Origin of the sequence: Agrococcus lahaulensis DSM 17612 (assembly GCF_000425105.1) — a bacterium.
GTDB classification, from domain to species: Bacteria; Actinomycetota; Actinomycetes; order Actinomycetales; family Microbacteriaceae; genus Agrococcus; species Agrococcus lahaulensis.
Genome location: NZ_AULD01000006.1, coordinates 296,935 through 319,062 on the forward strand (window position 1 = coordinate 296,935; position 22,128 = coordinate 319,062).

Here is a 22,128-nt window from a genome sequence, read left to right on the forward strand (position 1 = left end):
GGCGCACCATGCCGCCATGCTCCGCCTCGACCCGCACCTCGCCGTCTTCCGCAGCGCCCCCGACCGCGTGACGGTCGGCGGGCAGCAGCCCGTCGCCGAGCTGCCGGCCGACGACGCGACGCTCCGCGGCCTCGCGCTCCTCACGCGCGGGGTCGTGCGCCGCGAGCTCGAGCACGTGCTCGGCGACGAGCCGGCCGCGGCGCTGCTCGAGGCGCTCGCACCCGCGCTCGACCCGCTGCCGCCCGCCGTCCCGACGCTCGTGCGCGGACGCATCCCCTTCGCCCTCGAGCTGCATCGCGCGCTCGATCGCGCGGGGCACCGCGCCGGGCCCTCGGCCGGCGACGACCCGCTCGTGCTGCCGGTCTCGCCGTGGCGGCTGCCCCACCGCGAGCGCGACCGGCTCGTGGAGTCGGGCACCGCGCACCTGCCGGTCACCGTCGGCGACGCGTGGGTGCAGATCGGCCCGTTCGTGCCCGCGGGCGCGGGCTGCGTCGAGTGCGCGGTCGACGACGAGTCGCTCGTGCCGGCGCACCTCGCGCCGGTGCCGAGCGCGATCGCCGCGGCGCAAGCGGTCGCGACGGTGCTCGGGGCGCTCCGCCGCCTCGGTGACGACGAGCTCCCCGCGGGCTGGGGCGCGCGGGTGCGCCAGCGCGACGGCGCGGTCAGCGCGCTCCGGCGCGCGCGGCGGGCCTGCCGGCACCGATCTCCGCGAGGAATCGCGACGGCTGCCTGACCGCGTGACCCGAGCTGCGCGCCCACGTGAGCGAGAGCGAGCGCTGCGCGCGCGTGATGGCGACGTAGAGCAGCCGCCGCTCCTCGTCGATCTCGGCGAGCGAGGTCGCGTGCGAGATGGGCAGCAGCCCCTCGGCGAGCCCGCACACGTGCACGTGCTGCCACTCGAGCCCCTTCGCCGCGTGGATCGTCGCGATCGTGACGGCAGCGACGGTGGGCTCGTGCTCGGTCGCCGCCCGCCGCTGGAGCTCGAGCGCGAAGCCGGGCAGGTCGGTGCCGCCCGTCTCCTCGGCGAGCGTGACGAGCGCGTGCAGCGCATCCCACTGCGCGCGCTCCTCGCCGTGGCTCGACGGCGGCTCGGCGCGGTAGCCGAGCCCCATGACGATGTCGGTGACGGCCTGGAAGAGCGGCCGCCCGTCGGCGGGGGCGCTGCGCAGCATGAGCAGCGCCCGCTTGACGACCGGCAGCTCGAAGAAGCGCACGGAGCCCCGCACGGTCGACGAGATGCCCGCCGCGGCGAGCGCTTGCTCGATGAGCCCCGATTGCGCGTGGAAGCGCGTGAGCACCGCGATCTGGCCCGGATCGGCGCCCTCGGCGACCTGCGCGCGCACCGCCGCGGCGATCGCGGCGGCCTCCGCGGAGTCGCTCGCGTGCTCCGTGACGCGCGGCTCGACCCCGTGCTCGCCCGAGGCGGCCTCGAGCGTGAGCGCATCGCGTCCGCGCATGAGCCGGTTCGCGAGGCCGACGATCGCGCCCGTCGAGCGGTAGGAGCGCTCGAGCCGCACGAGCTCCGCGTCGGGGTGCTCGTGCAGGAAGCGCTGCAGCCCCGCGGGATCGGCGCCGGCGAACGAGTAGATCGTCTGGCTCGGGTCGCCCACGACGCACACGTCGCGGCGGTCGCCGAGCCAGGCGGCGAGCAGCTGCTGCTGCATGGGCGAGACGTCCTGGTACTCGTCGACCGTGAAGTGGCGGTAGCGGGAGCGCACCTCGTCGGCGACGACGCTCTCCCGCTCGAGCATGCCGGTCGTGGCGAGCAGCACGTCCTCGAAGTCGATCTGGCGCCGCTCGTCCTTCACCCGCTCGTACGCCATGTGGAGGTCGATCATGGCCTCGGGGGTGAGACCCGTCGGCAGCGGGCGCACGCGCGCCTGCACGCCGTAGTCCTCCATCGTCATCGCTTGCGACTTCCGCCACTCGATCTCGCCAGCCGCATCGCGCAGCTGCGCGGTCGGCAGCCGCAGCCGCAGCTGCGCCGCGGCGTCGGCGAGCGTCGACGCCTTCTGCGGCAGCAGCTGCGGCATGCGCGAGCCCGTCACGCGCGGCCAGAAGTGCGACAGCTGCGCGAGCGCCGCGGCATGGAAGGTGCGCGCCTGCACGCCGCCCGCCCCGAGCCGCGCGAGCCGCGTGCGCATCTCCCCGGCCGCCCGGCTCGTGAACGTGAGCGCGAGCGACGCGTGCTCGGCCTGCGCGCCGGTCGCGACGCCGTAGGCGATGCGGTGGGTGATCGCGCGCGTCTTGCCCGTGCCGGCGCCCGCGAGGATCGCCACCGGGCCGCCGAGCGTCGTCGCCGCGAGCCGCTGCTGCTCGTCGAGCCCGGCGAGGATGCGCTCGGCGTCGGGTTCCAGCCGGCCGCTCACCGCTCGAGCCACGCGTCGATGATCCAGGCGGCGATCGAGGTCGGCCCGGGCAGCTGCACGGCGCCCGAGCGCAGCTCCTCGCGCGTGAACCAGCGCACGTCGAGGATCTCGACCCCGTCGGGCACGATCGCGTCGGGGTCGGCCGCGACGCACTCGAAGCCGATCATGAGGCTCCGCGGGAACGGCCACGGCTGCGAGCCGAGGTAGCGCACGTCGGCGACCGCGAGGCCCGTCTCCTCGTGCACCTCGCGCACGACCGCCGCCTCGAGGGACTCCCCCGGGTCGACGAAGCCGGCGATGAGCGAGTAGCGGCCCTCGGGCCACGCCGCGTTGTGGCCGAGCAGGATGCGCTCGTCGGATGCGTCGTGGATGGCGACGATGACGGCCGGGTCGGTGCGGGGGAAGTGGGCGCCGCCGCTCGCGTCGCGCCGCACCCAGCCCGACTCCTCGAATCCCGCCGCGGAGCCGTCGACGGGGCTGTGGTGGCTCTCGCGCTGCCAGACGCCGAGCGCCACGGCCTGCACGAACGCTCCGGCGTCGGCGTCGTCGAGCTCGGCGCCGACCTCCCGGAGCGATCGCCACTGCGCCCCCTCGACCTCGAACGGCTCCGCCACGAGCAGGCTCAGCACGACGCCGCCCGCACCGCCGTCGGCGGCGGGCGCGCGGCCGAGCCAGCTGAGCGGCACGCGGGGCTCGACGTGCCGCGCGGAGGCCGGCAGCTCGTCGGGGCGCAGTCGCACGAGCGCGCCGTCGCGCACGGGAGCGCGGTCGCCCGCGACCGCGATCACGCGCGTCGAGGGCTGCTCGAGCGCGCGCGCGACGGCATCGGCGGCGATGCGCCCGGCGTGGTCTCGGTCGAGGGCCGATCGGGCGAGCGGGGGAACCTGCACGTCACCTCCGTCGCGTGGCGCGGTCTCCCCCGGTCGAGGTCGGCCTAGCCTGGCATCCATGAGCACGAACCCCTTCACCCTATCCGCGCTCGCCACGACCGCCGTGCCGGGGCTCGACGTCGTGGGGGCGACGGAGGACGGCTCCGACGAGCACCGCTCGGTCGTCGCCGCGCGGCTCGCCGACGGCGAGACCGTGCAGGTCGTGCTGCCCCGATCGGTCGCGGCCCTCACGACGGCGAAGGCGCACGCCGCCGGGCTCGCCGCGCTCACGCTCGCGACCCGCTCGCGGCTGCCGTTCGAGGTGCCGACGGTGCTCGGCTCGACGCCGGCCGGCAGGTCGACCCTCTTCGTGCTCTCCCGGCTCGGCGGGGAGCCCATGCGGCTCGCCGACGTCTCCCTCGCGCGCCCGGGGCTCTCGACGAGCGTCGGCCAGGCGATCGCCGCGATCCACGAGCTGCCGACGTCGGTCGCCGCCGACGCCGGCCTGCCGCACGAGAGCGCGATGACGCTCCGGCAGCACCTGCTCGCGACCTTCGACCGCGCGGCCGCGACGGGATCGGTGCCCGCGCCGCTGCTCGAGCGCTGGGAGTCCGCGCTCGGCGACGACCGGCTGTGGCAGTTCAAGCCGACCCTCGTGCACGGCGACCTGCAGGCGCCCGCCTTCCGCATCGAGGGAGCGCGGGTCGTCGGCATCGACGGCTGGCACGCGCTCTCGGTCGGCGACCCGGCGCGCGACCTCGCCTTCCTGCTCGGCTCGAGCGAGTTCGGCTCCGTCGACGACGCGTTCGAGGCGCATGCCGCCGCACGCGGGGTCGGCGACCGGCACGTGCGGCAGCGCGCGATGCTGCACGCCGAGCTCGACATCGCCCGCTGGCTGCTGCACGGCGTCGAGCGGAGCGACGCCGCGATCGTCGACGACGCGAAGGGCATGCTCGCGGCCCTCCTCGCCCGCGTCGACCGCGACCCGACCGCGGCGATCGCGCCCGAGCGGCTCGAGACGATGGACCTCACGGGCGTGCAGGAGTACCTCGGCGAGCCGGCCGCGCCCGAGGCCAGCGAGCCCGGGGGCTCACCCGAGCGCTGACGCCTCCGCGACCGCCTGCTGCGCCCGCAGCCAGCGCGCCTCGAGCTCGGCGAGCGACTCGATCCGCTCGGGGCGCACGATCCGGTCGTGCTCGACGAAGTAGAGCTCCGCATCGACGAGGTCGGGGTCGAGCCCCGCGTGGGCCGCGTACGCGGCGCGGTAGAGCGCGAGCTGCAGCTGCCGCGCCTCGAGGTCGGCATCACCCGACGGCAGCCGGCCGGTCTTCCAGTCGACGACCGTCGCGCGGTCGCCGTCGCGGTAGACGGCGTCGATCTTGCAGACGACGGTCGTGCCCGCGAGCGGCAGGTGGATCTCGAGCTCGGTCTCGGCCGGCCGGCGGTCGCCGTAGGGCGAGCGGAGGAACGTCTGCTTGAGCCGCTCGAGCCGCTCGGCGTCGATGCCGACGAGCTCGTCGTCGAGCGGCGCGTCGTCGACCGCGTCGCCGAGGCTCACGGCGCTGCCGCGGCGCTCGACCCAGCCGTGGAACAGCGTGCCGAGCCTCGTCGCGGCGAACGGCTCCTGCGGCATGGGCCGCGCGATCTCCCGCGCGACGGCGACCGGGTCGGCCGCCCAGTCCTTGAAGCCGGATGCGGCGATGCGGCTCGGGAGCGAGAGTCCGGCTTGGCCGCGGTCGGCGAGCAGGAGCTCGATCGCGTCGTCCCAGGGCGTCTCGGCCGACGCATCCGCCGCCTCGACGCGCGCGGCGGCCGCCTCGACCGCCTCGCGACGCCTCCCGAGCGGGTCGACGGGCCACGCGAGCGAGGGGCTGCGGTCGCCGAGCGGGTTCTCGGCGCCCCGCTCGGGCGCCTCGAGCAGCTCGGCGCCCATCGCGCCCGCCGCGATCTCGAGCAGCCGCTTGGGGCTCGCGGGCGTCTTCGCCATGCCGTACCACTGCGCGCCCGAGAGCCACAGCGCGCGCCGCGCGCGCGTGACGCCGACGTAGGCGAGGCGGTCCTCCTCCGACTGGTAGTGGTCCCACAGCTCCTCGAGGAAGCGCTCGCGCGCGAGCGCGTACTCGTGCTGCGTCGCGTGGCCCTCCCACTCGAGCCGGGGCAGCAGCGACGCGTCGCCGCGCAGCGGGTACGGCAGCGTCGCGTGGGTGAGCCAGCCGAGCGGCCGGTCGTCGCCCTTCGCGGCCGCGAGCCGCGGGAGCGCGACGACGTCCCACTCGAGGCCCTTCGACGCGTGCATCGTGAGCACCTGCACCCAGCCCGGCTCCGGCTCGGGCTCGGGCACGTCGGGGCCGCGGCCCGCCTCGAGCACGTCGAGGTAGGCGAGGAAGGCCTCGAGCGAGCCGCGCTCGTCCGCCGCGGCGAAGGCTTGCACCTCGCGCGCGAAGGCGTCGAGCGCGCCGTGCGCGTGGTGGCGCTTCGCGGCGACCTCGATGTCGAGCCGGAGGGCGTGCTCGACGCTGCGCACGAGCTCGGGCAGCGGCATGCCGGCGCGGCGGCGCAGCTCGCGCAGCAGCGCACCCGCGTCGCGCATGCGCGCGAGCCCCTCCGCCGTCGCGCCCTCGAGCCGCGGCGCGTCGACGAGCGCGTCGAGCGCGTCGACGATCGAGACGCTCGCCTCGACCGCGATCGCACCCCGGTCGGCGCTGCGCTGCTCGGGGCTCAGCCCCGCCTTCGCGAGCATCGACGCGTGCCGCTGGAGCGCGGCGAGGTCGGCGACGCCGATCCGCCAACGGCTGCCGGCGAGCAGCCGTACGAGGCTCGAGCCCTCCTCGGGCCGACCGAGCACGCGCAGCGCCGCGACGAGGTCGACGACCTCTGGCTCGTCGAGCAGGCCGCCGCCGCCCGAGCGGAACACGCGGATGCCCTCGGCGCGGAGCGCCCGGGTGAGCTCGACGCTCTGCGAGTGGGAGCGCACGAGCACGGCCGCGGTCGTCTCGGAGCCCGCGACGCCCGCGCGGTGCGAGCGCAGCCATGCGGCGAGCTCGCGCGACTCGTCCTCGATCGTCGGGAGGTGCCGCACGGCGACGTCGCCCGGGCCCGCGCCCTTCCGCGGCTCGAGCCGCTTGACCGGCACGCCGGGCTGCTCGGGCAGCCGGCTCGCGACGGCGTGCGCGAGCGTGAGCACCTCCGCGTCGTTGCGCCAGCTCGTCGAGAGGGTGAGCGTGCGCTCGACGCGGAAGCGCTGCGCGAAGAGCGCGAGCGTGCCGGCGCTCGCGCCGCGGAAGCCGTAGATCGCCTGGTTCGGGTCGCCGACGGCCATGACGGGCGAGCCGTCGAAGAGCGCGTGGATGAGCTGCAGCTGCAGCACGGAGGTGTCCTGGAACTCGTCGAGCAGCACCGCGCGGTGCCGGGCGCGCAGCTCGGTGACGGCGCCCTCGTGCGCGTCGATCGCGTCGAGCGCGAGCCGCACCTGGTCGCTGAACTGCACGGCGCTGCGCCGGCGCTTCGCCTCGTCGAACGCGTCGACGAGGTCGGCGAGCGGGTCAAGGCTCCCGACCCGCTCGACGTCCTGCGCGATCGCCTTCGCGTGCGCCGCCTTGAACAGCTTGGGCTCGTCGGCGGTCGGGAGCGCCTGCAGCGCGCGGAACCGCTCCGGGAAGCGGCCTCGCCGCAGCCGCTCGGTCGAGACGCGGTGGTCGCCGAGCGTGCCCGCGAGCTGCACGACCCGGTCGGCGACCGTCTCGGCGCGGCCGAGCGAGGCGAGCCGCAGGTCGTCGGAAGCGCGCGCGACGCGGAGCGCGAGCAGGAACGCGGCGGGGTCGGTGAGCACCTCCGACTCGGGGTCACGGCCGATGAGCAGCGCCCACTCGCGGAAGAGCGAGCTCGCGAACGAGTTGTAGGTCTGCACGACGGGGCGGCGGGTCGCGGCGACCTCCGGGTCGACGAGGCCTGCCTCGGCGAGCGCGCGCAGCTCGGCGGCGAGGCGGTCGGCGAGCTCGCGCGCCGCCTTGCGCGTGAAGGTGAGGCCGAGCACCTCGTCGGGTGCGACCCGGCCGTTCGCGACGAGCCACAGCACGCGCTGCGCCATCGTGTGCGTCTTGCCGCTGCCGGCGCCGGCGACGACGAGCGTGGGCTCCTCGGGTGCCTGGATGACCGCGATCTGCTCGTCGGTCGGCCGCTGCGGGGCCTTGCCTCGCACGGCTGCGATCGCCTCGGTGATCTCGATCGCGGTGATCATGCGGTCGCCGGTCACTCGGTCACCTCCGGGATGACGTGGATGGCGCACTGGCCGAAGCTGAAGTCGTCGTTGCAGTGCAGCTCGGGGCGCGCGGTGAAGACCGCGCCGCCCATGGTCTCGATCGCCGTCCGCAAGTGCTCGTGGAACGCATCCGCCACCTCGTCGAAGGGCTCGGAGTCGACCGTCTTCTCCTTGCGGGCGAGCTTCGGCATGACGAGCCTCGCGGAGGTCTGGGCCCCGGCCTCGATGCCCTCGACGCCGCCGAGCGCGACCGCGAGCTGGTATGCGCGCAGCTGCAGGTTGCCGAGGCCCTCGACGGCCTTCGGCACGCGCTTGCCGGTCTTGAGGTCGACGATGCGCACCTCGCCGTTCGGTCCGTGCTCGAGCCAGTCGATCGCGCCCGAGAGCACGGCGCCGTCGACCTCGACCTCGAAGCGCGCCTCGCGCTCGTCGCGCTCGATCGTCCAGCCCGCGCCGCGCAGCACCTGGAAGTAGCCCGCGAGGGCTACGGCCATGGGCCGGACCTCATCGCGCTGCTGCGCCGCCTCCCACGTCGAGGGGTGGTCGAGCTCGGCGAAGCGCGCGTCGACGGCCGCCTCGATCGCGGCCGCGTCGGTCGCGTCGACGTGCTCGACCGCGTCGTGCACGATCGTGCCGAGCGCCGCGGCGCGATTGGAGGTGCCACCCGCGAGCCGGCCGATGACCCACGAGAGCTCGCACTCGACGAGCCCCTGGAGCGCGGAGGGGCTCACGCGCACCTGCTCGCCCGTGTCGAGCCGCTCGGTCGTGGTGATGGGCGCGAGGCCCGCCCACTCGCGCGGGTCGGCGCCCGGCACACCCGCATCGGCGAGGCGGCGCAGCGCGGAGGCGGCCGCGTGGGCGTCGTGCCGCTCGTCGACGACCCGGCGGCGGAGGCTCGCGACGAGCGAGCGCAGCGAGTGCCAGCTGTCGTCGGCGCCGGGCGTCGGCTCCGGGTCGACCGCGAGCACGAACGGCGAGGGCTGCTCGTCGTCGCTCGCGACGGCCGTGAGGAGCACCGCCGAGCGCGCGGTCGCGACGGTCTTGACGAAGGTGCGCAGCTCGTCGTGCAGCACGCCGGCGCGCGCGTCCTCGGTCGGCTCGCCGTCGAGGCGGTTCGCGCCGAGCAGCGAGCCGCGCGGCCGCAGGTTGGGCCACACGCCGTCCTGCAGGCCCGCGACGATGACGGTGTCGAGCTCGCGGCCCACGAACTGGCCCGGCGTGCCGATCGCGACGCGAGAGCCCTCGGCGCGCGCGGCGAGCGAGTCGTCGTCGACGCTCGAGGCGAGCCACGCGTCGACGAACGCGCCGGTGTCGGCGTCCGGGCGGCGCTCGATGAGCCGGGCGACCTGGTCGAAGAGCGCGACGACGGCGTCGAGCCGCCGGTTGGCGAGCGCGCGCTCGACGCCCGCGCCGCCGAGCGCGGCGCGGCGCCAGCTCTCCGCGACGCCCGCGGCGCTCCACACGGCCCACAGCACGCGATCGGCGCCGGCCGGGTCGTCGGCGGTCAGGAGGGCGCGCGCGTCGGCGAGCATGCGCACGAGGCGGCGCGCGGCGGCGGTGCCCTGCCGCGCGCCGGTGAGGCCCTCGAGCTGCTCCGGATCGGCGATCGCGGCCCGCACGAGCTCGGCGCCCGCGACGTGCACGGCGCCGCCCGCCGCGACGATGCGGTGCCGGAGCGCGCGCTTGAGCCGTCGCACCGCGAGCGCGTCGAGGCCGAGCAGGTCGCTGCGCAGCAGCTCCTCGACGAGCTGGGCGTCGAGCTCGCGGCGGCCGGTCGCGACCGCGAGCACGCGCACGAGCGCGGCGACGACCTCGGTCTCGCGCAGCCGCGTGGGGCCGCCGGACGCGACCGGCACCTCGAGCGCCGAGAGCAGCGAGCCGAGCTCGGCGGCCGAGCGCCCGGTGCGGGCGATGATCGCGATCTCGTCGAACGCGACGCCGCGGGCGCGGCGCTCGTGGATGAGCCGCGCGATGCGCCTGGCCTGCTCGTCGAGCGACTGCGCGAGGTGCAGCTCGAGCACGTCCTCCGCTGCCGAGCCGCCCGCCGCCGCGCGCCGGTGCGTGCCGGCGCCCGCGGTGCCGATGCCCTCGGCCGCCTTCGCGAGGAAGGCGCGCACGCGCTCGCCGTGCCGGTGGTCGACCTCGAGCTCGAGCCGGTGGCCGGGCTCGCCCGCGAAGCCGAGCCGCCCCGGCAGCGCCGCGAGCAGGGTCGGGTCGGCGCCGCGGAAGCCGCCCGTCGTCGTGTCGGGGTCGCCGAACGCGACGACGGTCGCGCCGCGCGCGCGGAGCGCCTCGAGCACGACGACGGCGCCCTCGGTGAGCTCCTGCGCGTCGTCGACGAGCACGAGGCTCGGCAGCGGCACGTCGGTCTCGGCGATCGCGCTCGCCGCGCGTCGCAGGAGCGACGCGGCGGTCATCGCCTCGGCGCCGCGCCGCTCGAGGCGCTGGAGGCGCTCGAACTCGTCGAGGAACTGCGCCGCGGCCGCCCACTCGGGGACCCCTCGCTCGACCGCGAGCGCGGAGAGCGTCGACGCATCCCACCCCCGCTCCTGCACCGCGGCGAGCAGCTCGCGCAGCTCGGCGCGGAACCCCGCCTGCTCGCGCACCTCGGCGTGCAGGTGCTCGGGCCACGCCGGGCCGCTCGGCGCGCCCGCCGCCTCGTCGTCGACGTGGCCGGCGAGCATCGCGGCGATGATGCGGTCCTGCTCGGCGCCCGAGAGCAGCTGCGGCACGGGCCGCTCGTCGGCGAGCGCCGCGGCCGTGAGGAGCGCGTGCGCGAACGACGGCATCGAGCGCGCGAGCGGGCCGGGCGTGACGATCGCGGTGCGGTGCGCGAGCCGGTCGCGGAGCGCCGTCGCGGCCTGCCGCGAGCCCGCGACGACGAGCAGCCGCGCGGGGTCGAGGCCGCGCGCGAGGCGGTCGGCGGCGAGCTCGACGAGCGTCGTGGTCTTGCCGGAGCCCGCGACGCCGAGCACGATCGCGCACGCGTCGTCGGGCCGCTCGAGCACGGCGCGCTGCGACGCGTCGAGGTCGACGGCACGCGCCCGCTCGGGGGCGTCGAGAGTGAGGCTTCGCTCTGGCACGCGCCCACGGTATCGACGGCCACCGACAGAGCCCGTCGCCGCGCTGATCGCCCAGGGCGGAACGGCGCGGGCGCCCGCATCCCATCGCCTATCCTCAAGGCATGGACATCCGCATCGGCATCAAGGACTCGCCCCGCGAGATCTCGTTCGACTCGTCGCAGACGGCCGAGGAGGTGCAGTCGCTCGTGCTGAGCGCGCTCGACGCGGGCCACCTGGCGATCGACGACGCGAAGGGCCACCGCTACATCGTGCCGAGCGCCAACATCGCCTACGTCGAGATCGGCAGCGAGACGGCCCGCAAGATCGGCTTCGTGGCCTGATGCCCATCCTCGTCCTCGTGCCGATGGTGCTCGGCGCGGCGATCGGCCTCTTCGCGCGCTACGCGCTCCCGGGGCGCGAGTGGGTCGGGCTCTTCCTGAACCCGTGCGCGTCCGCCGCGGCGGCGGGCATCGTCTGGACGATCGGCATGCTCGCGGGCGTCGGGGCGGATGCCCTGTGGCTGTGGCTCGCGTGCCTCGCGGCCGCGACCGTGGTCGCCCTCGTGCTGCCGCGGCTGCTGCCGAAGCGGCGCGAGCGGGCTGACCGGGAGTACCTCGCGGAGCTCACTGCCAAGAAGGCGTAGGACTCGGGTCTCGATACGCCGGCTCCGCCGGCTGCGCCGGCTACTCGACCAACGGGATCGCTCGCGGGGCGGGCGCTCAGGCCGTGAGGCCGAGCTCGTCCATGCGGCGCGTGTGCGAGGCGACGATGTCGTTGAACGCCGGCTCGAGCCGCTGCTGGCTCGGCACCGCGCGGCCCGCGTCGTCGGGGCCGTTGACCGCGAGGTACATCTGCAGCAGCGCGTCGCCGACGAGCCGCCGGCCCCACACCGCGAGCCGGTCGGAGAGCCGCGGCGTCTGCTCGATCGCGGCCTGCAGCAGCTTCACGAGCTGCGGGTGCGCGCTCTCGCCGCGCAGCGCGCGCAGCATCGCGTCCTGGTCGTCCTCGGGCAGGCCCGGCACGACGGCGACGAAGAAGTCCTCGAGCAGCCCGCTCACGACGTGCACGGCGAGCAGCTCCTCGTACCAGTCGGCGCCGGCGATGAGCCTCGAGAACTCGCGCGTCGAGTCGGCGAACGGGCGCATCGCGTCCTGCGCCTCGACGCCCTCCCCCTCGAGGATCCGCGCGAACGCGGTCGCGCGCGTGGCGAGGATCCGGACGACCTCGGAGAGCGCGACCTGCGCCTCGGCCGAGGGCGCCGCCTGCAGCACGCGGCCGGCCTTCGCGACGAGGTCGAGCTCGAGGCCGAGCGCCTGGCCGACGAAGGGCACGAGCGCGGGCCGCACATCCTGAAGCAGCACGCGGTCGCCGACGACCGGCACCCGATGGTGCCTGAGGAGCTGGCGCGTGACGTCGCGCGGCGTCCGGTCGAACCACTTCACCACAGTCGTGCAGTCTATGGGCGTGCAGGGAGCCTGCCTCGCATGCCCCTTGTACGCTGGAGGCAGATAACGAACAGGCGGAACCCCCTCTTGACCTTCCAAGACCTCAACATCGATGCCGACATGGTCCAGGCGCTCGCCGACCGCGGCATCCTCGAGCCCTTCCCCATCCAGGCGCAGACGATCCCGCTCGCGCTCTCCGGACAGGACATCATCGGCCAGGCGAAGACCGGCACCGGCAAGACCTTCGCGTTCGGCCTGCCGCTCGCGCAGCGCCTCGGCCCAGAGCCCGAGAGCGGCGTGCAGGCGCTCATCGTCGTGCCCACGCGCGAGCTCGCCGTGCAGGTGACCGAGGACATGGAGCTCATCACCTCCAACCGGCCGACGACGATCGTCTCCATCTACGGCGGCAAGGCCTACGAGGGCCAGGTCGAGCAGCTCAAGGCCGGCGCGCAGATCGTGGTCGGCACCCCCGGACGCCTCCTCGACCTCGCCCAGCAGCGCATCCTCGACCTCTCGAACGTGCGCGAGATCGTGCTCGACGAGGCCGACAAGATGCTCGACCTCGGCTTCCTCCCCGACGTCGAGAAGATCTTCTCGAAGGTGCCCGCCGTGCGGCACACGATGCTCTTCTCGGCGACGATGCCGGGCGCGGTCGTCGCCCTGGCACGCCGCTTCATGTCGCGCCCGCTGCACATCCGCGCCGCGGGCGTCGACGAGACGATCGCGCAGGCCAACATCGAGCACGTCGTCTACCGCGCGCACGCGCTCGACAAGGACGAGGTCGTCTCGCGCATCCTGCAGGCCGAGGGCCGCGGCAAGACCGTCATCTTCACGCGCACGAAGCGCGCCGCCTCGCGCCTCACCGAGGAGCTCATCGACCGCGGCTTCGCGGCCGCCGCCGTGCACGGCGACATGAGCCAGGAGGCGCGCGAGCGCGCGATGGCGCAGTTCAAGGCCGGCAAGAAGGACGTGCTCATCGCGACCGACGTCGCCGCGCGCGGCATCGACGTCGACGACGTCACCCACGTCATCAACCACACGATCCCCGAGGACGAGAAGGCCTACCTGCACCGCGTGGGCCGCACGGGCCGCGCCGGCCGCACGGGCATCGCGGTCACGTTCGTCGACTGGGAGGACCTGCACAAGTGGTCGCTCATCGACCGCGCGCTCGAGTTCGGCCGCCCCGAGCCGCTCGAGACCTACTCGTCGAGCCCGCACCTCTACAGCGACCTCAACATCCCGGTCGGCTCGAAGGGACGCCTGACGACGACGCCGCCCAACAAGGACGCGAAGCGCGAGCACATCGCCGAGTACGCGGCGGGCGACGGCTCGGCCGCGGGCGGCCGCGGTCGCGGCGGCGAGCGCGGGCGCGGCGGCGACCGCGACGGCGGCGGGCAGCGTCGTCGCCGCAGCGGCGGCCGCTCGAGCGGCGAGGGACGGCAGGCGGATGCGTCGACCGCGACCGAGGGCCGCGGCACGCACGACGGCGGGGGCGCCGGGCACCGCGACGGCAACGCCGCGCCGACGCAGCGCCGGCGCCGTCGCCGCCGCACGGGCGGCGGCGGGAACGCGCCGCAGGCGCCGCAGGCCTAGCCAGCTCCTCATCGCATCGGCCGTCCCGCGCTCGCGGGGCGGCCGTTCGCGTGCCGCCCGCAGTCGCGGAGTGCCGACACTCTGCTGCTCAGCGCCCGCGGGAACCGCAGAGTGCCGACCCTCTGCGCTCAGCAGCCGCGGGAATCGCAGAGTGCCGACACTCTGCGCGCGGGAGGCGCGGCGGGCGGGCGCGGGTCAGGCGGGGAGGACCGGCTGCCAGCCGGTCGCGCGGCGCACGATCTCGGCGAGCACCTCGGGCTCGGTCGAGTGCTCGCCGAGCCTGTTGGGCTTGCCGAAGCCGTGGTAGTCGCTCGAGCCCGTCACGAGCAGGCCGTGCCGCTCGGCGTCCGCGAGCAGCACCCGTCGCGACGCCTCGTCGTTGTCGCGGTGCCACACCTCGACGCCGTCGAGCCCGGCGTCGACGAGCGTGCCGAGCGCGCGCATCCGCATGACCGGGCGGCCGCGCGCGGCCGGGTGGGCGAGCACGGCGACGCCGCCGGCCTGCTTGATGATGCCGATCGCGGCGGCCGGGTCGGGCGCGTGGTGCGGCTGGTAGTAGCCGCCCTGCCAGTGGAGGATGCCCTCGAAGGCCGCCGAGCGGTCGGGCACGATGCCGAGCGTGACGAGCGCGTCGGCGATGTGCGGGCGGCCGATCGTCGCGCCCGGCGCAGAGTGCTCCTCGACGTGCTCCCACGTGAGCGGGTAGTCGCGGCCGATCGCGTGCACCATGCGCTCGGCGCGCTCGAGCCGCTCGAGCCGGATCCGCTCGCGCTCCCCCACGAACGCCGACGACTCCGGGTCGAGCAGGTAGCCGAGCACGTGCACGCTCGCGGGCCCGAGCTGCGCCGAGAACTCGACGCCCGGGATGAGCGCGACGCCCGTCTCGCGCGCGGCCTCGCTCGCCTCCGCCCAGCCGCTCACGGTGTCGTGGTCGGTGAGCGCGACGGCGCCGAGCCCCGCGGCCGCGGCGGCGCGCACGACATCGCCCGGCGCATCCGTCCCGTCCGACTCCCGCGAGTGCGCGTGGAGGTCGATCGGCCCCAGCGCGGCCCAGTCCGTGGTCACCTCGCCAGACTACGCTGGGCGGTGATGCTCGCGATCCTCGGCGCTCTCGTCGCCCTCGTCGTCGCCGCGTGCCTCGCGATCGCCGCGTGGCCGCAGGCGCTCGGGCTCGAGCAGGCGCCGATCGTCGCGCAGGTCGTCTCGATGCGCGTGGGCGTCATCGGCATCGCGCTCGTGCTCGCGCTCATCGCGCTGTGCTTCGTCGGCTGGCGCCGCGTGCGGCCCTTCGTGCTCGGCATCGTCTCGCTGCTCATCGTCTTCTCGCTCGTCTCGGGCGGCATCCACGCCTCGCGCGGGCTCGACGACTCGCAGTCGATCGACCGCGACTCGGGCGACCTCGTCGTGCTCACCTGGAACACCCTCGGCGACGAGCCGGGCGTCGACGAGATCGCGCGCGTCATCGACGAGACGGGGGCGGATGCCGTGATGCTGCCCGAGACGACGCTCGAGCTGGGCGTCGGGGTGGCCGAGCTGCTGCGCGGCCGCGGCAACCCGTTCTGGGTCCACACGAGCTGGGTCGACCCCGCGTACGGCGCCCTCAACACGACGCTGCTCATCTCGGCATCGCTCGGCGAGTACACGACCGACCGGTCGGTGGGCGACACGCGCACCCTCCCGACGGTCGTCGCGCGCCCCGACGACGGGGAGGGCCCGGTGTTCGTCGCGACCCACCCGGTCGCGCCCGTGCCGCAGCAGATGCGCAACTGGCGGGCCGACCTCGAGTTCGTCGCGTCGCTGTGCGACGGCCCCGAGTCGGTCGTCATGGGCGGCGACTTCAACTCGACGCTCGACCACTGGTGGGGCCTGCGCGCCGAGGGCGGCGACCTCGGCGTCTGCCGCGACGCGGCGAGCGCCGTGGGCGCGGGCGCGGTCGGCAGCTGGCCGACGTGGGCGCCGCCGTGGCTCGGCGCGCAGATCGACCACGTCGTCGCGACGCCCGATTGGGAGCCGGTCGCCGCGCGCGTGCTCACGGGCCTCGACGACGCGGGCACCGACCACCGGCCGGTCGTCGTGCAGCTGCGGCAGACCGGCTGACGCGCGCGGCCGTCTCGAGGGCGGCTCAGGCCGGCGGCGCATCCCGGGACGCGGGCGCCCCGGTGAGCTCGTCGATCGCCGCGACGATCGCGCGCGCCGCCTCCGCGGTCGCGAGCGGCCGGAAGTGCCCGCTCTCGCGCAGCCGCACGCCCCGCATCCCGTCGGGGATGCGGTTCTTGGGCACGTGCGGGTCGATCTGCGGCAGCACGACGCGGATGCGCGCATCCGCCGACCGCTCGGCCGCGAGCGCGGTGAGCATCGCGTTCGAGGGGTCGAACTCGCGGATGTACTCCCCCGGCAGCAGCGCCGCGCGGCTCGAGCCGGCGAAGGGCGTCGCGAGCGTGACGAGCCCGGCGGGCTGCGGCTTCGCCGGCTCGAGCGCGCGGTCGACGAGCAGCCGCTTGCCGATGAGCCCGCCCTTCGAGTGCCCGACGAGCACGATGCTCGCGTGCGGATGCGCTGCGGCGACCCGGTCGACGACGGCGCCGACGATCGGGGCCGACTCGAGCACGGGCGCGACGTTGCGGCCGAGCTCGGGCACGAAGTGCACCGCGAAGCCGGCCCGCGCGAGCCGCTTCCCGAGCGGCTCCATGAAGTGCCAGCCCTCGATGACGCCGGGGATGCAGACGACGTGCACGCGCGAGCCCGGGATGCCGAGCGCCTTCGGCGCCGTCGGGTCGAGCGTCGAGCGCAGGTGCATGCGCGCCGCGAAGGCGTAGTCGCGCGCCCACACCGCGACCTCCGCCGGGTCGATCGGGTCGACGTCGCGGAAGCGGGGAGGGATGAGCGATCGCAGCGGGATCCGCATCGCCCCAGGCTACGCGTGGCCGACTTCGGGGAGCCTGCGCGCGGCCACGACCCCGGTCGCCCCGAGGGCCGCGAGCAGCAGCAGCGCCCATGCCGGCCCGAGCGCCGCGAGCGCCGCGCTCGCCGCGCCCACGACGAGCAGCACGACGCCCATCGCCGAGTTCGCGACCACGACCTGGCGCGTGCGCAGATCGCCGTCGGCCATGTCGATGACGTAGGTCTTCCGCGCCACTCGCACGCCCGTGTGGGTGAGGGCGAGCAGGAAGTAGGCGACGACGAGCACGGCGCTCCCCCACGGGCTCGCGCCGTCGAAGGCCGGCAGCGCCGCGATCGCGACGACCAGGGCGACGATCGCCGCCGCGACGCCCGCGCCGACCGACATGAGCGTGCGGCTCGAGCGGTCGGCGAGCCGGCCGGCGACGCGCCCGCCGAGCAGCGCCGCGAGGCCCGCCGAGAGCACGAAGCCGCCGAGCCCCACGAGCGAGCCCGAACCGGATGCCGCGGCGAGCGAGACGAGGAACGGCGGGCTGAGCGCCGAGACGAGCAGGAGGCTCCGCACGCCGACGAAGCGCCGCAGCTGCGCGTCCTCGCGCAGCAGCGTCCACGCGTCGCGCGCCCAGCCGGGACGCTCCGCGGGCGCGGTCGGCGCATCCGCATCGTCGTCCCACGGGTCCCCGTCGGGCTCGCGGATGCCCGAGTACAGCAGCGCCGCGAGCACCCAGAGCGCCGCGCCGCCCGCGATCACCCACGCGAGGAGGGTCGCAGAGGCATCCTCGCCGCCGAGCACCCGGATGGCGATGCCGAGCGTGATGGCGGCGACGCCGCCCGCCGTCGTCGCGAGGCCCGTGATCTGGCCGCGCTCGCCCTTCGGGATCGTGCGGCCCTGCACGTCCTTCGACGCGATGGAGCACAGGCAGCGGCCGAGCGCGAAGACCGCGAGCGCCGCGACGATCGCGATGCCGGCCGCGAGCCCGGCGCCGATCGCGGCGACGAGCGCGATCGCGCCCGCCGCGCCCGCTTGCACGAGGGCGCCCGCGACGAAGATCGCCTTCCGATGCCGCGCCCGCAGCACGAGGGGCGTGAGCATCGCTTGCGGCAGCATCGAGAGCGACTCCCGCACGGGCAGGAGCAGGCCCACGAGCGCGCCGGGCGCGCCGAGCGCGTGGAGCAGCCACGGCAGCACCGTCGACGCGTTGACGGAGTGGTCGCCCGCGCTCTGGAGGGCTTGCGCCGCGACCTGCCGCAAGCCGTTCGCGGGCACCCGCTCGCGCACGTCCTGCGGGAGCGCCCGCTCCGCCGCCTCGTCGCGCCGCACGGCACGGCGGTAGACGCGCTCGGGGATGGGCTCGGGCACGCCCCCGAGTCTAGGAGCCGGTCGTGCGAGCCGGCTCGGCGTCGGGCAGCTCCCGCATCCTCCAGAACGGGCCGATGACGACGAACGCTGCCGAGAGCAGCTGCCCGGCGGCGCCGATCCACATGGTCGGCACGACCCCGAGCCACGAGCCGAGCGCGCCAGAGAACAGCGCCGCGATCGGCATCACGCCCCACACGCAGAAGCGCACGGATGCGTTCATGCGGCCGAGCAGGCGGCGGGGCGTGATGCGCTGGCGGAACGTGACCTGCGTGATGTTGTAGACGAGCACGGTGAAGCTCGAGACGAAGCCGTGCACGACGAGCAGCGGGAACGCGATCGACGGCACGGTCGCGGCGAGCGGCAGCACGAGCGCGATGCCGCTGAACGCGATCGCGCTCACCGGGATCGCGCGTGCCTCGCCGATGCGGCGCACGATGTGCGGCGTCGCCATCGCGCCCGCGAGCCCGCCGATCGCGCCGAGCGAGAAGATGATCCCCATCGCCTCGGGGGTCAGCCCCAGCTCGCGCAGCAGGAACAGCGGCAGGAGCGTGAAGGAGACGGTCGCGAAGAGGTTCGAGACCGCGGTCGTGCCGACGATGCGCAGCAGCAGCCCGTTGCCGAACACCCACCGCAGCCCCTCCCCGATCTCGCGCAGGATGGGACCGCGGTCGTCCGCCGCGCGAGGCTCCTCGTGGTCGCGCGTCAGCAGGAGCGCGACGAACGACGCGACGTAGGTGCCGACCGTCGCGAGGATCGCGAACGGCGCGCTCAGCACGGCGACGAGCCAGCCGCCCGCGGCGGGACCGGCGATGTTCGCGAGCTCGCGCGTCGCCTCGAGCTTGCCGTTCGCCTCCGCGATCTGCGCGGGGCGCACGAGCGAGGGGATGATGCTCTGGTACGAGACGTCGAAGAAGACGGTCGCGACGCCGACCACGAGCGCGACCGCGTAGAGGTGCCACATCTCGAGCGCGCCGAGCCACCACAGCAGCGGCAGCGCCGCGAGCGCGAGCGCCCGCACCGCATCCGCCCAGATCATCACGTGGCGCTTGCGCATGCGGTCGATCCACGCGCCGGCGGGCAGCCCCACGACGAGGAACGCCGCGACGCCCGCGGCGTTCAGGAAGCCGAGCTCGAGCTCGCTCGCCTGCAGCAGCAGCACCGCGAGCACCGGGATCGCGAGCTCCGTCACCTGCGAGCCGAGCTGCGCGAGAGCCTGGCCGCTCCACATCGTGAGGAAGTTGCCGTCGCGCCACAGCGAGCCGGCCGCGGGTTGCGCCGCGGGCTGCTCGAGGGACGCCGTCGTCGCGGATCCCGGGCGCTCGGCGCCCTCGCCGCGCTGCTGCTCGTGCTCCATGGCTCGGCTCCTCCGACCACTCACCCCGCGAACGCGATATATCGCGTCTCGCGCCATACCGTAGGACTCGATCCCCCGACGCGCAAGCGCCGGCGCGCAAGCCGCGCTCGCCGGAGTGATCGAGACATGTCGATCAGTGTGCGCTCCCGATTGGGAGATGTCAATCGCTGGTAGCGTGGCGACATGGAGGACACCGCCGCCGACGCCGAGCTCGTCGCGCGCGGGCGCGCGCTCAGCTCGCCGCTGCGGCTGCGGGTGCTGCGGCTGTGCGCGTTCGAGGCGCGCACGAACAAGGAGCTCGCCGAGCTGCTCGACGTCAACCCCGGTACGATGCTCCACCACGTGCGCACCCTCGTGCAGACGGGCTTCCTCGCGCCCGAGCCCGAGCGCGCGGGCGCGAAGGGGGCGCGGGAGATCCCCTACCGCGCGACGGGCCTCTCGTGGCGCACCGAGATCCCGGGCGGCTCGCGCGTGCTCGTCGACGTCTTCCTCGAGCAGATCGACGGCCTGGCGCCCGACGACCTGCAGGCGACGTGGCTCGGCCTCAAGCTGAGCGACGAGCACAAGGAGGAGCTCGAGCGCCGGCTCTTCGAGCTCGTGACCGAGTTCAAGGAGCGCGAGCCGGATCCCGACGGCCGGCCCTACTCGCTCTTCACTGCCCTGCACCCCGACCGCAACCCGCCCGCGGGCGCTCGCTGACGCATCCGCCCGGCGCGTCGACGGCGAGCGCCCGCGATCGCGTCGCGAGTGGGATGATGGGCGCCATGACCGAGTCGACGACGCAGGCCACGACCAACCGCTCCACGACCCCGACGGGATCGGCGTTCACCGAGCAGATCCAGCGGGGCTGGGCCGAGCGGCCCGAGTCGACGCCCGAGCCGCGCGAGGCCGCCGCGTTCGCGGCCGAGCGGCGCGCGCGCATCTCGGCGATGCACCCCGGCGTCCGGCTCGTCGTGCCGGCCGGCTCGCTCAAGGTGCGCTCGAACGACACCGACTACCCGTTCCGTCCGCACCCCGACTTCACCTACCTCACGGGCTGGGGCTCCGACGCCGAGCCCGACTCGGTGCTCGTGCTCGAGCCGGTGCGTGAGGGAGAGGGCGGGGGCGACGGCCACCGCGCGACGCTCTACTTCCGCGGCCCCGCCGGCCGCGGCACGACCGAGTTCTACGCCAACCCCGCGATCGGCGAGTTCTGGGTGGGCCCGCGCCCCTCGCTCGCGCACGTCGCGGCCGACCTCGGCCTCGCGACCGCCGACCTCGGCGAGCTCGAGGCCGCGCTCTCGAGCGAGGCGGATGCGCTCGTCGTCACGGGCGCGGATGCCGCGGTGGAGGCGATGGTCGCGGGCGCGAACCCCGACGGCGACGTGCTCGCGCGCGACCTCTCGGAGCTGCGGCTCGTGAAGGACGCGTTCGAGATCGCCGAGGTGCAGGCCGCGGTCGACGCGACCGCGCGCGGCTTCGACGACGTGATCGCCGACCTCGCCGAGGCGACCCGGCACGAGCGCGGCGAGCGCGTCGTCGAGGGCGCCTTCCACCGCCGCGCGCGGCTCGACGGCAACGCGGTCGGCTACGACACGATCGCGGCCTCCGGCCACCACGCGTGCTACCTGCACTGGACCCGCAACGACGGCGAGGTGCGCGACGGCGACCTCATCCTGCTCGACGCGGGCGTCGAGGTCGACAGCCTCTACACCGCCGACATCACCCGCACGCTGCCGATCTCGGGCGAGTTCACCGAGCTGCAGCGACGCGTCTACGAGGCGGTGCGCGAGGCGGCCGACGCCGCGTTCGCCGTCGTGCGCCCCGGCATCGTCTTCAAGGAGGTGCACGCGGCCGCGATGGCCGTCATCGCGGCGAAGACCGCCGAGTGGGGGCTGCTGCCGATCACCGCCGAGCAGTCGCTCGAGGCCGACCAGCAGCTGCACCGGCGCTGGATGGTGCACGGCACGAGCCATCACCTCGGCCTCGACGTCCACGATTGCGCCGCCGCGCGCCGCGACTTCTACCACGACGGCATCGTGCACGAGGGGATGGTCTTCACGATCGAGCCCGGCCTCTACTTCCAGGCCGACGACCTCACGGTGCCCGAGGAGCTGCGCGGCATCGGCGTGCGCATCGAGGACGACATCCTCGTGACCGCCGACGGCGCGGTGAACCTCTCGGGGGCCATCCCGCGCACGGCCGACGAGGTCGAGGCGTGGATGCGCGAGATCCGCTCGCGCTGACGCGTCACCCGGCGACGAGACTCACGGCGATCACGAGCATGACGACCGCGATGCCGCCGTCGAGGATCCGCCACGCACGCTCGGTGCGCATGAGCGGCGCGAGGTAGCGGGCGCCGTAGCCGAAGCCGACGAACCAGAGGCTCGCCGCGGCGATGCCGCCCGCGAGGAACCACCAGCGCGCGTCGCCGAAGGGCGCGGCGATCGAGCCGAGCACGACGGTCGTCTCGACGAGCGCCTGCGGGTTGAGCCACGTCACCGCGAGGATCGTCGCCAGCGTCGAGGCACGGGTCGAGCGCCAGCTCGAGCGCGTGCGCGTCGCGACGGCGCCGCCGGCCGTCGCCCCCGACGCGTCGCGCTCGGGCGCCGCCTCGAGCGAGCCGCCGCCCCGCCACGCGCGGCGGGCGCTCACGGCGGCGAAGCCGACGAGGAAGATCGCGCCGGCCCAGCGGCCGGCGGTCTCGAGCCACGGGTGGGCGGCGACGACGGTCGCGACCCCGGCGACCCCGATCGTCTGCAGCACGACGTCGCTCGCGATGCACACGGCCACCACGAGCCCGACGTGCTCGCGCCGGAGGCCCTGGCGCAGCACGATCGCGTTCTGGGCGCCGATCGAGATGATGAGGCCGAGGCAGACGCCGAGGCCCGAGAGCAGCGCGACGAGCTCGGGGTTCATGGAGACGACGCTACGGGCGGCC

Annotated in this window: 18 protein-coding genes; 8 read left to right on the forward strand and 10 right to left on the reverse strand. The window is 75.3% G+C overall.

From position 1 onward, the window contains the following. Positions 1–16 precede the first annotated feature (16 nt). On the forward strand, positions 17–733 hold the full coding sequence (locus tag H508_RS14895) for a hypothetical protein (protein WP_035254185.1): 717 nt from the start codon (positions 17–19) through the stop codon (positions 731–733). Here the strand turns inward: H508_RS14895 and H508_RS0106225 are convergent. Together H508_RS0106225 and nudC are read right to left on the reverse strand one after the other, a co-directional pair. Continuing rightward, positions 663–2,381: an ATP-dependent helicase gene (locus H508_RS0106225; protein ID WP_051222857.1), complete on the reverse strand. Its 1,719-nt coding sequence runs from the start codon at positions 2,379–2,381 to the stop codon at positions 663–665. The genes H508_RS14895 and H508_RS0106225 overlap by 71 nt on opposite strands. After that, positions 2,366–3,259 (reverse strand): NAD(+) diphosphatase, encoded by an 894-nt coding sequence (nudC, locus tag H508_RS0106230; protein ID WP_026373431.1) that lies wholly within the window; start codon positions 3,257–3,259, stop codon positions 2,366–2,368. The genes H508_RS0106225 and nudC overlap by 16 nt, the downstream gene beginning before the upstream one ends. Before the next feature lie 58 nt (positions 3,260–3,317). Between nudC and H508_RS14900 the strand changes: the two genes are divergently transcribed. Further along, positions 3,318–4,343, forward strand: a complete 1,026-nt coding sequence (locus H508_RS14900; protein ID WP_051222859.1) for a phosphotransferase — start codon at positions 3,318–3,320, stop codon at positions 4,341–4,343. On the opposite strand, the gene H508_RS14905 is transcribed toward H508_RS14900, so the two are convergent. After that, positions 4,329–7,490 carry an ATP-dependent helicase gene (locus tag H508_RS14905; protein WP_084155162.1) on the reverse strand — a complete coding sequence of 1,054 codons (3,162 nt, stop codon included), beginning with the start codon at positions 7,488–7,490 and terminating at the stop codon, positions 4,329–4,331. The genes H508_RS14900 and H508_RS14905 overlap by 15 nt on opposite strands. Beyond that, on the reverse strand, positions 7,487–10,579 hold the full coding sequence (locus H508_RS0106245) for a UrvD/REP family ATP-dependent DNA helicase (protein WP_051222861.1): 3,093 nt from the start codon (positions 10,577–10,579) through the stop codon (positions 7,487–7,489). Before H508_RS0106245 ends, H508_RS14905 begins: the two co-directional genes overlap by 4 nt. Before the next feature lie 101 nt (positions 10,580–10,680). Here H508_RS0106245 and H508_RS0106250 point away from each other — a divergent pair, with 101 nt between their 5' ends. Both H508_RS0106250 and H508_RS14910 read left to right on the forward strand, forming a co-directional pair. After that, positions 10,681–10,899, forward strand: a complete 219-nt coding sequence (locus H508_RS0106250) for a DUF3107 domain-containing protein (protein ID WP_026373433.1) — start codon at positions 10,681–10,683, stop codon at positions 10,897–10,899. After that, entirely contained in the window at positions 10,899–11,201 is a 303-nt protein-coding gene (locus H508_RS14910; protein ID WP_051222864.1) for a hypothetical protein, read from the forward strand. The genes H508_RS0106250 and H508_RS14910 overlap by 1 nt, the downstream gene beginning before the upstream one ends. A gap of 76 nt (positions 11,202–11,277) precedes the next feature. On the opposite strand, the gene H508_RS16675 is transcribed toward H508_RS14910, so the two are convergent. Further along, positions 11,278–12,003 (reverse strand): ferritin-like fold-containing protein, encoded by a 726-nt coding sequence (locus tag H508_RS16675; RefSeq protein WP_051222865.1) that lies wholly within the window; start codon positions 12,001–12,003, stop codon positions 11,278–11,280. Between the two features lie 39 nt (positions 12,004–12,042). Between H508_RS16675 and H508_RS0106265 the strand changes: the two genes are divergently transcribed. Next, the gene (locus tag H508_RS0106265) at positions 12,043–13,596 is read left to right on the forward strand and encodes a DEAD/DEAH box helicase (protein WP_051222868.1); all 1,554 of its coding nucleotides are present in this window, start codon (positions 12,043–12,045) and stop codon (positions 13,594–13,596) included. 195 nt (positions 13,597–13,791) lie between these two features. Here the strand turns inward: H508_RS0106265 and H508_RS0106270 are convergent, their stop codons facing one another. Continuing rightward, positions 13,792–14,661, reverse strand: coding sequence for a PHP domain-containing protein (locus H508_RS0106270; protein ID WP_026373435.1), 870 nt, complete (start codon positions 14,659–14,661; stop codon positions 13,792–13,794). Between the two features lie 24 nt (positions 14,662–14,685). On the opposite strand from H508_RS0106270, the gene H508_RS0106275 reads away from it, so the two are divergent. Beyond that, positions 14,686–15,693 carry an endonuclease/exonuclease/phosphatase family protein gene (locus H508_RS0106275; protein WP_026373436.1) on the forward strand — a complete coding sequence of 336 codons (1,008 nt, stop codon included), beginning with the start codon at positions 14,686–14,688 and terminating at the stop codon, positions 15,691–15,693. A gap of 25 nt (positions 15,694–15,718) precedes the next feature. Here the strand turns inward: H508_RS0106275 and H508_RS14920 are convergent, their stop codons facing one another. Genes H508_RS14920 through H508_RS14925 form a run of 3 tightly spaced genes read right to left on the reverse strand, consistent with a single transcriptional unit; the run spans position 15,719 to position 19,208 of the window. Beyond that, complete coding sequence (locus H508_RS14920; RefSeq protein ID WP_051222872.1) at positions 15,719–16,501, reverse strand: esterase/lipase family protein; 783 nt, start codon at positions 16,499–16,501, stop codon at positions 15,719–15,721. A 9-nt stretch (positions 16,502–16,510) separates the two neighbouring features. After that, on the reverse strand, positions 16,511–17,854 hold the full coding sequence (locus H508_RS0106285) for an MFS transporter (protein ID WP_026373437.1): 1,344 nt from the start codon (positions 17,852–17,854) through the stop codon (positions 16,511–16,513). 10 nt (positions 17,855–17,864) lie between these two features. After that, positions 17,865–19,208, reverse strand: a complete 1,344-nt coding sequence (locus H508_RS14925; RefSeq protein WP_051222873.1) for an MFS transporter — start codon at positions 19,206–19,208, stop codon at positions 17,865–17,867. A 183-nt stretch (positions 19,209–19,391) separates the two neighbouring features. Between H508_RS14925 and H508_RS0106295 the strand changes: the two genes are divergently transcribed. Continuing rightward, positions 19,392–19,907 (forward strand): ArsR/SmtB family transcription factor, encoded by a 516-nt coding sequence (locus H508_RS0106295; RefSeq protein WP_026373661.1) that lies wholly within the window; start codon positions 19,392–19,394, stop codon positions 19,905–19,907. Positions 19,908–19,960: 53 nt separating this feature from the next. Beyond that, entirely contained in the window at positions 19,961–21,433 is a 1,473-nt protein-coding gene (locus tag H508_RS14930; protein ID WP_425393452.1) for an aminopeptidase P family protein, read from the forward strand. 4 nt (positions 21,434–21,437) lie between these two features. On the opposite strand, the gene H508_RS0106305 is transcribed toward H508_RS14930, so the two are convergent. Next, complete coding sequence (locus H508_RS0106305; RefSeq protein WP_026373438.1) at positions 21,438–22,106, reverse strand: LysE/ArgO family amino acid transporter; 669 nt, start codon at positions 22,104–22,106, stop codon at positions 21,438–21,440. Positions 22,107–22,128: the final 22 nt, after the last annotated feature.

What these genes read in the sequence shown, in the direction of transcription:
- H508_RS14895 (WP_035254185.1), top strand. Translation starts at nt 17, where the DNA reads ATGCTCCGCCTCGACCCGCACCTCGCCGTCTTCCGCAGCGCCCCCGAC.
- H508_RS14900 (WP_051222859.1), top strand. Translation starts at nt 3,318, where the DNA reads ATGAGCACGAACCCCTTCACCCTATCCGCGCTCGCCACGACCGCCGTG.
- H508_RS0106250 (WP_026373433.1), top strand. Translation starts at nt 10,681, where the DNA reads ATGGACATCCGCATCGGCATCAAGGACTCGCCCCGCGAGATCTCGTTC.
- H508_RS14910 (WP_051222864.1), top strand. Translation starts at nt 10,899, where the DNA reads ATGCCCATCCTCGTCCTCGTGCCGATGGTGCTCGGCGCGGCGATCGGC.
- H508_RS0106265 (WP_051222868.1), top strand. Translation starts at nt 12,043, where the DNA reads ATGCCCCTTGTACGCTGGAGGCAGATAACGAACAGGCGGAACCCCCTC.
- H508_RS0106275 (WP_026373436.1), top strand. Translation starts at nt 14,686, where the DNA reads ATGCTCGCGATCCTCGGCGCTCTCGTCGCCCTCGTCGTCGCCGCGTGC.
- H508_RS14920 (WP_051222872.1), bottom strand. Translation starts at nt 16,501, where the DNA reads ATGCGGATCCCGCTGCGATCGCTCATCCCTCCCCGCTTCCGCGACGTC.
- H508_RS14925 (WP_051222873.1), bottom strand. Translation starts at nt 19,208, where the DNA reads ATGGAGCACGAGCAGCAGCGCGGCGAGGGCGCCGAGCGCCCGGGATCC.
- H508_RS0106295 (WP_026373661.1), top strand. Translation starts at nt 19,392, where the DNA reads ATGGAGGACACCGCCGCCGACGCCGAGCTCGTCGCGCGCGGGCGCGCG.
- H508_RS14930 (WP_425393452.1), top strand. Translation starts at nt 19,961, where the DNA reads ATGATGGGCGCCATGACCGAGTCGACGACGCAGGCCACGACCAACCGC.
- H508_RS0106305 (WP_026373438.1), bottom strand. Translation starts at nt 22,106, where the DNA reads ATGAACCCCGAGCTCGTCGCGCTGCTCTCGGGCCTCGGCGTCTGCCTC.